This is a genomic window from Pseudomonas sp. NPDC086566 (assembly GCF_050280885.1).
GTDB classification, from domain to species: domain Bacteria; phylum Pseudomonadota; class Gammaproteobacteria; order Pseudomonadales; family Pseudomonadaceae; genus Aquipseudomonas; species Aquipseudomonas vlassakiae.
Genome location: NZ_JBNNWD010000001.1, coordinates 53,098 through 67,005 on the forward strand (window position 1 = coordinate 53,098; position 13,908 = coordinate 67,005).

General features: G+C 63.4%; 11 protein-coding genes. 8 read left to right on the plus strand and 3 right to left on the minus strand.

Annotated features, from left to right (window positions below):
* Positions 1–5 precede the first annotated feature (5 nt).
* Entirely contained in the window at positions 6–542 is a 537-nt protein-coding gene (locus tag ACQKPS_RS00280; RefSeq protein ID WP_054883576.1) for an ATP-dependent zinc protease family protein, read from the minus strand.
* Between the two features lie 299 nt (positions 543–841).
* On the opposite strand from ACQKPS_RS00280, the gene ACQKPS_RS00285 reads away from it, so the two are divergent.
* The 6 genes from ACQKPS_RS00285 to prpD all read left to right on the plus strand — a co-directional run bounded on the left by ACQKPS_RS00285 (position 842) and on the right by prpD (position 9,161).
* Positions 842–1,558 carry a GntR family transcriptional regulator gene (locus ACQKPS_RS00285; RefSeq protein WP_254480659.1) on the plus strand — a complete coding sequence of 239 codons (717 nt, stop codon included), beginning with the start codon at positions 842–844 and terminating at the stop codon, positions 1,556–1,558.
* A complete protein-coding gene (gene prpB, locus ACQKPS_RS00290; RefSeq protein ID WP_254480658.1) occupies positions 1,555–2,445 on the plus strand; it encodes a methylisocitrate lyase in 891 nt (296 codons plus the stop codon). Before ACQKPS_RS00285 ends, prpB begins: the two co-directional genes overlap by 4 nt.
* Positions 2,446–2,507: 62 nt before the next feature.
* Complete coding sequence (gene prpC / locus ACQKPS_RS00295; RefSeq protein ID WP_283724025.1) at positions 2,508–3,635, plus strand: bifunctional 2-methylcitrate synthase/citrate synthase; 1,128 nt, start codon at positions 2,508–2,510, stop codon at positions 3,633–3,635.
* 80 nt (positions 3,636–3,715) lie between these two features.
* Positions 3,716–6,304, plus strand: coding sequence for a Fe/S-dependent 2-methylisocitrate dehydratase AcnD (gene acnD, locus ACQKPS_RS00300; RefSeq protein ID WP_427602063.1), 2,589 nt, complete (start codon positions 3,716–3,718; stop codon positions 6,302–6,304).
* Between the two features lie 13 nt (positions 6,305–6,317).
* Positions 6,318–7,508, plus strand: a complete 1,191-nt coding sequence (gene prpF, locus ACQKPS_RS00305; RefSeq protein WP_254480655.1) for a 2-methylaconitate cis-trans isomerase PrpF — start codon at positions 6,318–6,320, stop codon at positions 7,506–7,508.
* Between the two features lie 168 nt (positions 7,509–7,676).
* Positions 7,677–9,161 (plus strand): 2-methylcitrate dehydratase, encoded by a 1,485-nt coding sequence (gene prpD / locus ACQKPS_RS00310; protein ID WP_427602066.1) that lies wholly within the window; start codon positions 7,677–7,679, stop codon positions 9,159–9,161.
* A gap of 113 nt (positions 9,162–9,274) precedes the next feature.
* Here prpD and acnB read toward each other — a convergent pair whose 3' ends face one another.
* The gene (gene acnB / locus ACQKPS_RS00315; RefSeq protein ID WP_254485596.1) at positions 9,275–11,884 is read right to left on the minus strand and encodes a bifunctional aconitate hydratase 2/2-methylisocitrate dehydratase; all 2,610 of its coding nucleotides are present in this window, start codon (positions 11,882–11,884) and stop codon (positions 9,275–9,277) included.
* 405 nt (positions 11,885–12,289) lie between these two features.
* Here acnB and ACQKPS_RS00320 point away from each other — a divergent pair, with 405 nt between their 5' ends.
* Complete coding sequence (locus ACQKPS_RS00320) at positions 12,290–12,757, plus strand: DUF1289 domain-containing protein (RefSeq protein WP_254480653.1); 468 nt, start codon at positions 12,290–12,292, stop codon at positions 12,755–12,757.
* Positions 12,758–12,830: 73 nt separating this feature from the next.
* A complete protein-coding gene (locus ACQKPS_RS00325) occupies positions 12,831–13,481 on the plus strand; it encodes a hypothetical protein (RefSeq protein ID WP_427602068.1) in 651 nt (216 codons plus the stop codon).
* 35 nt (positions 13,482–13,516) lie between these two features.
* Here the strand turns inward: ACQKPS_RS00325 and queD are convergent, their stop codons facing one another.
* Positions 13,517–13,873 carry a 6-carboxytetrahydropterin synthase QueD gene (gene queD / locus ACQKPS_RS00330; protein ID WP_003250327.1) on the minus strand — a complete coding sequence of 119 codons (357 nt, stop codon included), beginning with the start codon at positions 13,871–13,873 and terminating at the stop codon, positions 13,517–13,519.
* Positions 13,874–13,908: the final 35 nt, after the last annotated feature.

The window sequence follows — 13,908 nt, forward strand, 5'->3', positions numbered from 1 at the left end:
CGGGATTACTCTGCTTTGGTAGCGTCGGTGGCACAGGCAGGTTTGCCGGCCGCATATTTAAGGCTTGGGTCGACCAGCGCGTCGAAGTGCTTGAGCGCCTCGGAGCCGATCAGCAACGGGAACTGGAAGGCGCTGCGGTCGGTGAGGTTGACTTCGATGGTGCGCCGGGCCTGGCCCATGCAGATTTCCAGTTCGATGACCGGGCGGGCGGTATAGGCCTTGCCGGATTCCGCATCATAGTCGCCGGCGCGGCGCTTGATCTTGCTCACGCGGGCCAGAGGGCGCTCGATGGGGTGCGAATGGGCGGCGTCAATGGCCAGGTAGAAGCGCACCCAGCTTTCGCCGTTGCGCTTGAAGCGTTTGATGTCGCGGGCACTGAGCGACGCGGTCTTGGCCCCGGTGTCGAGCTTGGCGGCCACTTCCAGGTCGAGGTCGCCAAGCCGGGCGTATTCGTTCAGACCGTACACGGTCTTGCCCGCCGCCTGGCCAAGGGCCGGCAGCAGGGTGAGGCATAACAGCAATAATACGGGTGTAAGTCTCATAGTCCTGGCGCGGTGCTGAGCTGTGCAGGGTTCGGGGCATAGGTGACTGGCAACGGCTGCACAAGCTTCCTCGTTCATCTGTCAACAACATGATTTGATGACAAATACACTATCGATACCCCCTCGGAGGCGCGGCATTCTATCACGCCGACGTCTTGACGCCAGCGTGAAGCGATCTGACAACGCCATCACTGGGTAAGTTCGTTCTTAGACGATTGTCGACAATGTTGATTTTGTCTTTGACTGTGAGCCTCTGATTCGCTAGTTTCTGCTCAAGCGATTAGCAAGGTGTCGACAATATGCTGGACATCACCACCCCAAGCCCTGCCGAGTCAGACGAAACGGAAACCTTGTCCGAGAATGTCTTCCGGCGTATCCAGGCGGCGATCGTCAAGGGCGACATTGCCCCAGGCAGCAAGATCTCCGAGCCGGAGCTGGCGCGTACCTATGGCATCAGCCGCGGCCCGCTGCGCGAGGCCATCCACCGGCTGGAGGGGCAGCGCCTGCTGGTGCGGGTACCGCATGTCGGCGCGCGGGTGGTTTCGCTCAACCACGCCGAACTGATCGAGCTGTACGAAATCCGCGAGTCGCTGGAAGGCATGGCCTGCCGCCTGGCAGCCGAGCGCATGAGCCAGGCCGACATCGATGAGCTGCGCCGGGTGCTCGATACCCATGAGCGCGATGCCGCGTTCCAGGCCGGGCTTGGCTACTACCAGCAGGAAGGCGACTACGACTTCCACTACCGCATCATCCAGGGCAGCGGCAACCAGACCCTGGTCAAGATGCTGTGCGGCGAGCTGTATCAACTGGTGCGCATGTACCGCATCCAGTTTTCCGCCACGCCCAACCGGCCGCGCCAGGCCTTTGCCGAACACCACCGCATTCTCGATGCCATTGCCGACCGTGACGGCGAACTGGCCGAACTCCTGATGCGCCGCCACATCGGCGCGTCCAAGCGCAACATCGAGCGTCACTATCTGGACGCCAACAACAACAGCCCACGAGGTGAGAAATGACTGTGAACAGCACCCCCGGTCAGCGTTTCCGCGACGCCGTTGCCGCCGAACACCCGCTGCAAGTGGTCGGCGCGATCAACGCCAACCACGCACTGCTGGCCAAGCGTGCCGGTTTCAAAGCCATCTACCTGTCCGGTGGCGGTGTTGCTGCCGGCTCCCTGGGCCTGCCTGACCTGGGCATCAGTGGCCTGGATGATGTGCTGACCGATGTGCGCCGCATCACCGATGTCTGCGACCTGCCCTTGCTGGTGGATGTCGACACCGGTTTCGGCGCTTCGGCTTTCAACGTCGCCCGCACCGTGCGTTCGATGTGCAAGTTCGGTGCTGCGGCCATCCACATCGAGGACCAGGTTGGCGCCAAACGCTGCGGCCACCGCCCGAACAAGGAAATCGTCAGCCAGCAGGAGATGGTCGACCGCATCAAGGCGGCAGTGGATGCCCGCACCGATGACAGCTTCGTGATCATGGCGCGCACCGACGCCCTGGCGGTGGAAGGTCTCAACGCTGCCCTGGACCGGGCCGCCGCCTGCGTCGAGGCCGGCGCCGATATGATCTTCCCCGAAGCCATCACCGAACTGTCGATGTACAAGACCTTCGCTGATCGGGTGAAAGCACCGATCCTGGCCAACATCACCGAATTCGGCGCCACGCCGCTGTTTACCACCGAAGAGCTGGCCTCGGTCGATGTTTCGCTGGTGCTGTACCCGCTGTCGGCATTCCGCGCCATGAACAAGGCGGCGGAGAACGTGTATGCCGCATTGCGCCGCGACGGCACGCAGAAGAACGTAATCGACACCATGCAGACCCGCATGGAGCTCTACGATGCCATTGGCTACCACGCCTTCGAGCAGAGCCTCGACGCGCTGTTTGCCCAGAAGAAGGGTTGAGCGCAGCGTTCCTGAATCCGCCAGATCGCTTCCTATAACAAGTTCAAGAAAGGAGAAACACCATGGCCGAAGCAAAAGTACTCAGTGGCGCTGGCCTGCGCGGCCAGGTGGCCGGCCAGACTGCGCTGTCGACCGTGGGCCAGGCCGGGGCCGGCCTGACCTACCGTGGCTACGACGTCCGTGACCTGGCCGCCGGTGCCGAATTCGAAGAAGTCGCCTATCTGCTGTTGTACGGCGAGCTGCCGAGCAAGGCGGAGCTGGCCGACTACAAACACAAGCTCAAGGGCCTGCGTGACCTGCCGCAGGCGCTCAAAGAAGTGCTGGAACGCATCCCCCGCGACGCCCATCCGATGGATGTGATGCGCACCGGTTGCTCGGTGCTCGGCACCCTGGAGCCCGAGCTGACCTTTGACGCCCAGCGCGAGAAGACCGACCGCCTGCTGGCGCTGTTCCCTGCGGTGATGTGCTACTGGTACCGCTTCACCCACCATGGCGTGCGCATCGACTGCACCAGCGACGAAGACACCCTCGGCGGCCACTTCCTGCACCTGCTGCACGGCAAGAAGCCGAGCGAGCTGCACGTCAAGGTGATGAACGTGTCGCTGATCCTCTACGCCGAGCATGAGTTCAACGCCTCGACTTTCACTGCGCGGGTTTGCGCATCGACCCTGTCCGACCTGTACTCCTGCGTCACCGCCGCCATCGGCTCGCTGCGCGGCCCGCTGCACGGCGGTGCCAACGAAGCGGCGATGGAGCTGATCGAGCGCTTCCAGAGCCCGCAGGAGGCCACCGCCGAGCTGCTGCGCATGCTCGAGCGCAAGGACAAGATCATGGGCTTCGGCCACGCGATCTACAAAGAGTCCGACCCGCGCAACGAGGTGATCAAAGGCTGGTCGAAGAAGCTTGCCGACCAGGTCGGTGACACGGTCCTGTACCCTGTCTCCGAAGCCATCGACAAGACCATGTGGGAGCAGAAACGCCTGTTCCCCAACGCCGACTTCTACCATGCCTCAGCGTATCACTTCATGGGCATCCCGACCAAGCTGTTCACCCCGATCTTCGTCTGCTCGCGCCTGACCGGCTGGGCCGCGCACGTGTTCGAACAGCGCGCCAACAACCGCATCATCCGTCCGAGCGCCGAGTATGTCGGCGTCGAACAGCGCCAGTTCGTACCGATCGAGCAGCGCTGAATAGATAAAGAGAGGCAACCCGCTTCCCCTGTGGAAGCGGGGGCAACCTTCCGAATCCTGTGACCGAGCCTGATCCCAAGATGAATATTGCATTCCGCAAGAACCTGCCAGGCACAGCCCTGGACTACTTCGATGCCCGCGCCGCCGTCGAGGCCATCAAGCCCGGTGCCTATGACAGCCTGCCCTACACCTCCCGGGTGCTGGCCGAGAACCTGGTGCGCCGCTGCGACCCGGCCACCCTCGACGCCTCGCTGGGCCAGCTGATCGAGCGCAAGCGCGACCTCGACTTCCCTTGGTTCCCGGCGCGCGTGGTGTGCCATGACATCCTTGGCCAGACCGCCCTGGTCGACCTCGCCGGCCTGCGTGATGCCATCGCCGACAAAGGCGGCGACCCGGCTCAGGTCAATCCGGTGGTGCCGGTGCAGTTGATCGTCGACCACTCCCTGGCCGTGGAGTGCGGTGGCTTCGACCCGCAGGCGTTCGAGAAGAACCGCGCCATCGAAGACCGCCGTAACGAAGACCGTTTCCATTTCATCAACTGGACCAAGAAGGCGTTCAAGAACGTCGACGTGATCCAGCCTGGCAACGGCATCATGCACCAGATCAACCTGGAGAAGATGTCGCCGGTGATCCATAACGACCGTGGCGTGGCCTACCCGGACACCTGCGTCGGCACCGACAGCCATACCCCGCATGTCGATGCCTTGGGCGTGATCGCCATCGGTGTCGGTGGCCTTGAAGCCGAAAACGTCATGCTTGGCCGTGCCTCGTGGATGCGCCTGCCGGAAATCATCGGCGTCGAGCTGACCGGCAAGCTGGCGCCGAATATCACCGCCACCGACCTGGTATTGGCCCTTACCGAGTTCCTGCGCAAGCAGAAAGTCGTTGGCGCCTACCTCGAGTTCCATGGCGAAGGCGCACGCGCCCTGACCCTGGGTGACCGTGCGACCATTTCCAACATGGCCCCGGAATACGGTGCCACCGCTGCGATGTTCGCCATCGACCAGCAGACCATCGACTACCTCAAGCTGACTGGCCGTGATGACCAGCAGGTGCAGTTGGTGGAGACCTATGCCAAGGTCGCCGGCCTGTGGGCCGACAGCCTGGCCAGGGCCGAATACGAACGCACCCTGAGCTTCGACCTGTCGAGCGTGGTGCGCAACATGGCCGGCCCGTCCAACCCGCATGCCCGCGTCGCGACCAGCGACCTGGCGGCCAAGGGCATCGCTGGCGCCTGGCAAGAAGTGCCGGGGCAGATGCCTGACGGTGCGGTGATCATCGCCGCCATCACCAGCTGCACCAATACCAGCAACCCGCGCAACGTGATTGCCGCAGGCTTGCTGGCGCGCAACGCGAACAAACTTGGCCTCAACCGCAAGCCGTGGGTCAAGTCGTCGCTGGCACCCGGCTCCAAGGCCGTACAGCTGTACCTGGAAGAAGCGGGGCTGGAAAAGGAACTGGAGCAACTGGGCTTTGGCATCGTCGCCTTCGCCTGCACCACCTGCAACGGCATGTCCGGTGCACTGGACCCGGTGATCCAGCAGGAAATCATCGACCGGGACCTGTACGCCACCGCCGTCCTGTCGGGCAACCGCAACTTCGATGGGCGTATCCATCCGTATGCCAAGCAGGCGTTCCTTGCTTCGCCGCCGCTGGTGGTGGCCTACGCGATTGCCGGCACCATCCGTTTCGACATCGAGAAGGACGTGCTGGGCGTGGTCGACGGCAAGGAAGTCCGACTCAAGGACATCTGGCCGAGCGACGAGGAAATCGACGCGGTGGTGCGTGCGGCGGTCAAGCCGGAGCAGTTCCGCAAGGTCTATATCCCGATGTTCGCCATCGAAGAAGACCGCGGGCCTAAAGTCGCGCCGCTCTACGACTGGCGCCCGATGAGCACCTATATCCGCCGCCCGCCATACTGGGAAGGCGCCCTGGCTGGCGAACGCACCCTGCGCGGCATGCGCCCGCTGGCGGTACTGCCGGACAACATCACCACCGACCACCTGTCGCCGTCCAACGCCATCCTGCGCGACAGTGCCGCCGGTGAGTACCTGGCGAAGATGGGCTTGCCGGAAGAGGACTTCAACTCCTACGCCACCCACCGCGGCGACCACCTGACCGCCCAGCGCGCCACCTTCGCCAACCCCAAGCTGTTCAACGAAATGGTGCGCAACGAAGACGGCAGCGTGAAGCAGGGCTCGCTGGCGCGCATCGAGCCGGAAGGCAAGGTGACCCGCATGTGGGAAGCCATCGAGACCTACATGGCGCGCAAGCAGCCGCTGATCATCGTAGCCGGAGGCGACTATGGCCAGGGCTCGTCCCGCGACTGGGCGGCCAAGGGCGTGCGCCTGGCCGGTGTCGAGGCGATCGTCGCCGAGGGCTTCGAGCGCATTCACCGCACCAACCTGGTGGGCATGGGGGTTTTGCCGCTGGAGTTCAAGCCGGGCACCGACCGCAAGACCCTGGGCCTGGATGGCAGCGAGACCTATGACGTGCTTGGCGAGCGCACGCCACGGGCGACGCTGACCCTGGTCGTGACGCGACGCAATGGCGAGCGTGTCGAAGTGCCGGTGACCTGCCGCCTGGACACTGCCGAGGAAGTGTCGATCTATGAGGCGGGCGGGGTGCTGCAGCGCTTTGCCCAGGACTTCCTCGAAGCCACCGTTTGAACAGGACATGAACATGGCACATGTACCACAAGTGAAAATCCCCGCCACCTACATCCGTGGCGGCACCAGCAAGGGCGTGTTCTTCCGCCTGCAGGACCTGCCTGAGCCGGCTCAGGTCCCAGGCCCGGCGCGCGACGCCTTGCTGTTGCGGGTAATCGGCAGTCCCGACCCTTACGCCAAGCAGATCGACGGCATGGGCGGCGCCACTTCGAGCACCAGCAAGACGGTGATCCTGTCGAAGAGCATCAAGCCCGGGCACGATGTCGACTACCTGTTCGGCCAGGTCGCCATCGACAAGGCTTTCGTCGACTGGAGCGGCAATTGCGGCAACCTGTCTGCGGCGGTCGGCTCGTTCGCCATCAGCAATGGCCTGGTCGACCCGGCGCGCATTCCGCGCAATGGCATTGCCACTGTACGTATCTGGCAGGCCAACATCGGCAAGACCATCATCGCCCATGTGCCGATCACCGAAGGTGAAGTGCAGGAAACCGGCGACTTCGAGCTCGACGGCGTGACCTTCCCGGCCGCCGAAGTGCAGTTGGAGTTCCTCGATCCCGCCGCCGACGAGGATGGCGACGGTGGGGCAATGTTCCCCACGGGCAACCTGGTGGACGACCTGGAAGTGCCGGGTGTCGGCACCTTCAAGGCGACTTTGATCAACGCTGGCATCCCGACCGTGTTCGTCAATGCCGCCGACATCGGTTACACCGGTACCGAGTTGCAGGATGCGATCAACGGCGACCCGCAGGCGCTGCAGCGCTTCGAGACCATTCGTGCCTACGGCGCCGTGCGCATGGGCCTGATCGAGCATGTCGACCAAGCTGCCGGGCGTCAGCATACGCCGAAGGTGGCTTTCGTTGCGCCGCCGAGCACCTACACTGCGTCCAGTGGCAAGGCGGTTGCGGCCGGTGACATCGACCTGCTGGTGCGTGCGCTGTCGATGGGCAAGCTGCACCACGCGATGATGGGGACTGCAGCCGTGGCCATCGGCACCGCTGCGGCCATTCCGGGCACGCTGGTCAACCTCGCTGCGGGCGGGGGCGAGCGCAGTGCCGTGCGGTTCGGCCATCCGTCCGGCACCTTGCGGGTTGGAGCCGAGGCGCGCAAGGTGGATGGCGAGTGGACCGTGACCAAGGCAATCATGAGCCGCAGTGCTCGCGTGCTGATGGAGGGCTGGGTTCGCGTGCCTGGCGACAGCTTCTAACGCACCACTGGCGCTCGGCTTTCGTTGATGGGGCCGCTTTGCGGCCCTTCGCGGGGCAAGCCCGCTCCCACAGGATCACCACAGTTCTTGAGTGCTGTGGAGTACCTGTGGGAGCGGGCTTGCCCCGCGAAGGGCTGCAAAGCAGCCCCGACTTCACAGGAGCTGGCTATGAGCGCCAACGTGGACCTGAATGACCGCCCAGACTACGACCGGGTGCTGCAAACCCTCGCCGACTACGCCCTCGGCTACCGAGTCGAATCCCCTGAAGCCCTGGACACCGCACGCAACTGCCTGATGGATACCCTCGGCTGCGGCCTGCTGGCCCTGCGCTTCCCCGAGTGCACCAAGCTGCTCGGCCCGCTGGTAGAAGGCACCGTGGTGCCCAATGGCGCCCGCGTCCCCGGCACCGCCTACCGCCTCGACCCGGTCAAGGCGGCCTGGGACATCGGCTGCACCGTGCGCTGGCTGGACTACAACGACACCTGGCTGGCTGCCGAGTGGGCGCATCCTTCGGACAACCTTGGCGGCATCCTGGCCGTTGCCGATCACCTGTCACAGAAGCGCGTGGCTGCTGGTGAGGCGCCGCTGCTGATGCGTGAGGTGCTGCAAGCGATGGTCATGGCCCACGAGATCCAGGGCGTGCTGGCGCTGGAGAACTCATTCAACCGCGTCGGCCTGGATCACGTGATTCTGGTCAAGGTAGCCTCCACTGCCGTGTGTGCCCGGCTGATGGGCGCCAACCGCGAGCAGATGCTATCGGCCTTGTCCCATGCCTTCGTCGATGGCCAGGCGCTGCGCACCTATCGCCATGCGCCCAATGCCGGCTCGCGCAAGTCCTGGGCGGCCGGGGACGCTTCCAGCCGCGGCGTGCGCCTGGCCGATATCGCGCTGCGCGGCGAGATGGGCGTGCCGGGCGTGCTGACTGCGCCGCAATGGGGGTTCCATGACGTCTCGTTCAGCCACACCAACAAGGACCTGGCGGTGAAGCCTTCTGGCCAGTACGAGCTGCGCCTGCCGCAACCGCTGGCCAGTTACGTGATGGAAAACGTACTGTTCAAAGTCAGCTTTCCCGCAGAGTTCCATGCCCAGACCGCCTGCGAAGCGGCCGTTACCCTGCACCCTCTGGTGCGTAACCGCCTGCATGAAATCGACCGCATCGTCATCACCACCCAGGAATCGGCGATCCGTATCATTTCCAAAAGCGGCCCGTTGGCCAATGCCGCTGACCGTGACCATTGCCTGCAATACATGGTGGCGGTGCCGCTGATCTTCGGTCACCTGGTGGCCGAGCATTATGAAGATGCCTTTCATGCCAACCACCCGAGCATCGATCGCCTGCGCGAAAAGATGGAAGTGGTTGAGGACCCGCGCTTCAGTCGCGAGTACCTGGAGGCGGACAAGCGCTCGATCGCCAATGCCGTGCAGGTGTTTTTCAAAGATGGCAGCAGTACCGAGCAGGTGCTGGTGGAGTACCCGATCGGGCATCGGCGGCGGCGTGAGGAGGGGATACCGTTGCTGGAGGCCAAGTTCAGGAGCAACCTGGCAACGCGCTTTGTGCGGCAGCGGTGCGAAGCGATTTTTCAACTGTGCAAGGGCCAGCAACAGCTGGAGCAGATGGCGGTGCACAGGTTTGTGGATCTGTTCGTGATCTGAAGGTTGCCTGTACCGGCCTCTTCGCGGCTTTAGCCGCGAAGAGGCCGGTACAGGAGGCACAAAAAAGCCCCGGCATCGCTGCCGGGGCTTTCTTTTACTGCTTACAACTCAGCTTACGCCTGAACAACCGGGATCTTGGCGTTGGCAGCCGCTTCACGGAACTCGGCGATCTGGTCGAAGCTCAGGTAGCGGTAGACGTCGGCAGCCATGCTGTCGATGTCTTTGGCGTACTGCATGTACTCTTCGACGGTCGGCAGCTTGCCGAGGATCGACGCGACTGCAGCCAGCTCGGCAGAGGCCAGGTACACGTTGGTGGCGTCGCCCAGACGGTTCGGGAAGTTACGGGTCGAGGTGGAAACCACGGTCGAGCCGGTCTGCACACGTGCCTGGTTACCCATGCACAGCGAGCAGCCTGGCATTTCCATGCGTGCGCCGGCCTTGCCGTAGATGCCGTAGTAGCCTTCCTCGGTCAGCTGGTGGGCGTCCATCTTGGTTGGCGGGGCCAGCCACAGACGGGTCGGGATGCCGCCCTTGACCTTGTCCAGCAGCTTGCCGGCAGCGCGGAAGTGACCGATGTTGGTCATGCACGAACCGATGAACACTTCGTCGATCTTCTCGCCCTGTACCGAGGACAGCAGGCGGGCATCGTCCGGGTCGTTCGGCGCGCAGAGCACAGGCTCCTTGACGTCGGCCAGGTCGATTTCGATGATTTCGGCGTATTCGGCATCGGCATCGGCCGACAGCAGTTCGGGCTTGGCCAGCCAGGCTTCCATGGCCTGGGCGCGACGCTCCAGGGTGCGGGCATCGCCGTAGCCTTCGCCGATCATCCAGCGCAGCAGGGTGATGTTGGACTGCAGGTACTCGGCGATGGCCTTTTCCGGCAGCTTGATGGTGCAGCCCGCAGCGGAACGCTCGGCCGAGGCGTCGGACAGCTCGAAGGCTTGCTCGACCGTCAGGTCGTCCAGGCCTTCGATTTCCAGGATGCGGCCGGAGAAGGCGTTCTTCTTGCCTTTCTTCTCGACGGTCAGCAGGCCCTTCTGGATCGCGTAGTAAGGGATGGCATGAACCAGGTCACGCAGGGTGATGCCAGGTTGCAGTTTGCCCTTGAAGCGCACCAGGATCGATTCCGGCATGTCCAGCGGCATGACGCCGGTGGCGGCGGCGAAGGCCACCAGGCCGGAACCGGCCGGGAACGAAATGCCGATCGGGAAGCGGGTGTGCGAGTCACCACCGGTACCGACGGTGTCAGGCATCAGCATGCGGTTCAGCCAGCTGTGGATGATACCGTCGCCTGGGCGCAGCGACACGCCGCCACGGGTGCGGATGAAGTCTGGCAGGGTGTGGTGGGTGTTGACGTCGATCGGCTTCGGATAGGCTGCGGTGTGGCAGAACGACTGCATCACCAGGTCAGCGGAGAAGCCCAGGCACGCCAGGTCTTTCAGTTCGTCGCGAGTCATCGGGCCAGTGGTGTCCTGGGAGCCGACGGTGGTCATCTTCGGCTCGCAGTAGGCACCTGGGCGCACGCCCTGGCCTTCTGGCAGGCCACAGGCGCGGCCAACCATCTTCTGCGCCAGGGTGAAGCCTTTGCCGGTATCGGCAGGCTGCTCTGGCTTCTTGAACAGGTCGGAAGCCCCCAGGCCCAGTTCGGCACGGGCTTTTTCGGTCAGGCCACGGCCAACGATCAGCGGGATACGGCCGCCAGCACGGACTTCGTCCAGCAGGACTTCGGTCTTCAGTGCGAAGGTAGTGACCAGCTCGTCGCTGCCGTGACGGCGCACTTCACCCTTGAACGGGTAGACGTCGATGACGTCGCCCATGGCCAGGTTGGTGCAGTCGAATTCGATCGGCAGGGCGCCGGCGTCTTCCATGGTGTTGTAGAAGATCGGGGCGATCTTGGTGCCGAAGCAGAAGCCACCGGCGCGCTTGTTCGGCACGTACGGGATGTCGTCGCCGAAGAACCACAGCACCGAGTTGGTGGCGGATTTACGCGAAGAACCGGTACCGACCACGTCACCGACGTAGGCCACCGGGAAGCCCTTGGCCTTGACCGCTTCGATCTGAGCCAGCGGGCCGACCGAACCAGGCTGCTGCGGTTCGATGCCATCACGGGCCATTTTCAGCATGGCCAGGGCGTGCAGCGGGATGTCGGGGCGCGACCAGGCGTCCGGGGCAGGGGACAGGTCGTCGGTGTTGGTTTCGCCAGGCACCTTGAACACGGTCAGGGTGTACTTGTCGGCGATGGCCGGGCGCGAGGTGAACCACTCGCCGGCAGCCCAGGATTCCAGCACGGCCTTGGCGTGAACGTTGCCGGCCTTGGCTTTTTCGGCCACGTCGTGGAAGGCGTCGAACATCAGCAGGGTGTGCTTGAGCTGTTCGGCCGCGACGGCGCCCAGTTCGGCGTCGTCGAGCAGCGCGACCAGCGTCTCGATGTTGTAGCCGCCCTGCATGGTGCCCAGCAGTTCAGCAGCGTGCTTGCGGTCGATCAGAGGCGACTTGGCTTCGCCCTTGGCCACGGCGGAGAGGAAAGCGGCCTTGACGTAGGCAGCTTCGTCGACCCCTGGCGGAACGCGGTTGGTGATCAGGTCTACGAGGAAGGCTTCTTCGCCGGCCGGCGGGTTTTTCAGCAGCTCGACCAGGCCTGCAGTTTGTTCGGCGTTCAGCGGCTGGGGCACGATACCCAGGGCGGCACGCTCTTCGATGTGTTTGCGGTAGGCTTCAAGCACAGTTATTACCCTCATCAGTGGTCCCTAAAGGGAGTCCGGGACGCTCATCCAGCATTCAATGCACCCATGCGCTGCCACGGCTTTGTGGGCCGCCCAGCCAGAGTCGCAGAGAATCCTTACAGAAGCTGCTTTCAAAGTTTTACGCCTGCAGAACGGGAGCTGATGAGGGCTGGCGCGGGCATGCGAGGGGTGCATGGCCCGGGCCAACGCCGTTCTACCGGATGAACTGTGCTCGTGACGCTTTGAAAACAGCTTCCAACGGACATTGTTGCCTTGAAAAGGCGGGGTGATTCTACGGCAAAAAAAGCCCGAAGGTAAGGCAGCGATCATGACTTTAACGGGTGACCCTGGTTAGACAAAGGGCTAACATGGCCCCGTATTCCACCGCCAAGCTGTTGTTTCCCAATGTCCAACCAGTCCATCAAGACCCCTTGCGTCGGCCTCTGTTCCACCGTTTACGGGGACACCGTGTGCCGTGGCTGCAAGCGTTTCCATCATGAAGTGATCCATTGGAACGGTTACGACGACGAGCAGAAGCGCGCCGTCTGGTTGCGCCTGGAACAGCTGCTGGTACAGGTGATGATGGCCAAGCTCGAAGTGTTCGACAAAGGCCTGCTGCGCCAGCAACTGCAGCAACGCTCGATCCGCTTCGTCGAGCAACAGTCGGAGTATTGCTGGGCGTACCAGCTGATCGCCCGTGGCGCCCGCATGATCCGCGATCTGGAAGCCTACGGCATGGTGTTGTTGCCGGAGTTTCGCGACTGGGAGCTGCCGCAACTGCGCGACGCCATCGATCGCGAGTTTTTCCTGTTGTCAGAAGCGCATTACCAGCGTTACATCGCGCCGGCTTTTCTCAGGCAAAGCCTGGAGTGAGGCGCTTCCTCCTGCGCTATGAAGGCAGATTTGCCTAGCCTGCGAGCTCAATGATCTGACGAGGAGAGTCAGCATGAGCACGTACATCTACAGCTCTCGAGAAACGTTTCTGGCCCGCTGCTGGTGGCAAAGCATCGGCGACGATACCACCCCGGTGGTTGAGGGCAATGCCGTGGCAAAAGAGCGTTTGGCGGCCATCTGGCTGGAGACGGGTGCCCGCAATCACCGAGACCACTGGAACCGCTACCTGCAATCGACGAAGGACGGCGAGCTGAAAAAGCGCCTGGCGCCCTCGGACTACGTGACACCGGAGCACCAGTACTACGAGCTGTTCTGGTTCGGCGCCTACACCCAGGGCAGCCCCAGGGCGGACTCGCAGCGCTTCTATGAAATCAGGCCGGCGGACAGGGTATGGACCGTGTTCCCATGGGTGCTGGACTACAGCATGCCGCGGTTCTCGGGCTACGTGGGCATCTGGCCCGCCGCGCAGCCACAAGGCGCCTTGCGCAAGGAGTCTGGCGCCGGGCTGTGGACCGTGGAGGGCCTGCCCGCCGAGCCGGCGCGGGGCGAACGCTTCTACAACCTGCGCCTGATCGCCCCTGGCGGAGAGCGGGTCAAACGTTACCCGAGCGAGGGGAGCTGGTTCTTCAATTCACGCAAGGGTGAGGCGGGTTTCATCGCGATGGAAATCCTCAGCATCCCTCACCAGTTCGGCGAGATCTGACCGCTGCGGCCAGGCTGCAACCGGGCTGGTCGAAGTCAGTCGCCGGTGTATTCGCAACCACTGGTGCAGGTTTCGTGGATGCGCACCTTCGACAGTTCCGGCATCAGCGGCTTGACCTGGTCCCAGATCCACTTGGCGATCACTTCGCTGGTGGGGTTTTCAAGGCCCGGGATGTCATTCAGGTAGTTGTGGTCGAGCTGGTCATAGATCGGCTTGAAGATTGCCTTGACCTCGGCGAAGTCGCGGATCCAGCCGGTGTGCGGGTCGAGCGGGCCGGTCAGGTGCAGGCCGACCTTGAACGAGTGGCCGTGCAGGCGGCCGCATTTGTGGCCTTCCGGGACGTGGGGCAGGCGGTGGGCCGATTCGAATGTGAATTCCTTGAAGATTTCCACGCTGTCATAACTCTGTGTGAATCAATGATGCGCGC

What these genes read in the sequence shown, in the direction of transcription:
- ACQKPS_RS00280 (WP_054883576.1), bottom strand. Translation starts at nt 542, where the DNA reads ATGAGACTTACACCCGTATTATTGCTGTTATGCCTCACCCTGCTGCCG.
- ACQKPS_RS00285 (WP_254480659.1), top strand. Translation starts at nt 842, where the DNA reads ATGCTGGACATCACCACCCCAAGCCCTGCCGAGTCAGACGAAACGGAA.
- prpB (WP_254480658.1), top strand. Translation starts at nt 1,555, where the DNA reads ATGACTGTGAACAGCACCCCCGGTCAGCGTTTCCGCGACGCCGTTGCC.
- prpC (WP_283724025.1), top strand. Translation starts at nt 2,508, where the DNA reads ATGGCCGAAGCAAAAGTACTCAGTGGCGCTGGCCTGCGCGGCCAGGTG.
- acnD (WP_427602063.1), top strand. Translation starts at nt 3,716, where the DNA reads ATGAATATTGCATTCCGCAAGAACCTGCCAGGCACAGCCCTGGACTAC.
- prpF (WP_254480655.1), top strand. Translation starts at nt 6,318, where the DNA reads ATGGCACATGTACCACAAGTGAAAATCCCCGCCACCTACATCCGTGGC.
- prpD (WP_427602066.1), top strand. Translation starts at nt 7,677, where the DNA reads ATGAGCGCCAACGTGGACCTGAATGACCGCCCAGACTACGACCGGGTG.
- ACQKPS_RS00320 (WP_254480653.1), top strand. Translation starts at nt 12,290, where the DNA reads ATGTCCAACCAGTCCATCAAGACCCCTTGCGTCGGCCTCTGTTCCACC.
- ACQKPS_RS00325 (WP_427602068.1), top strand. Translation starts at nt 12,831, where the DNA reads ATGAGCACGTACATCTACAGCTCTCGAGAAACGTTTCTGGCCCGCTGC.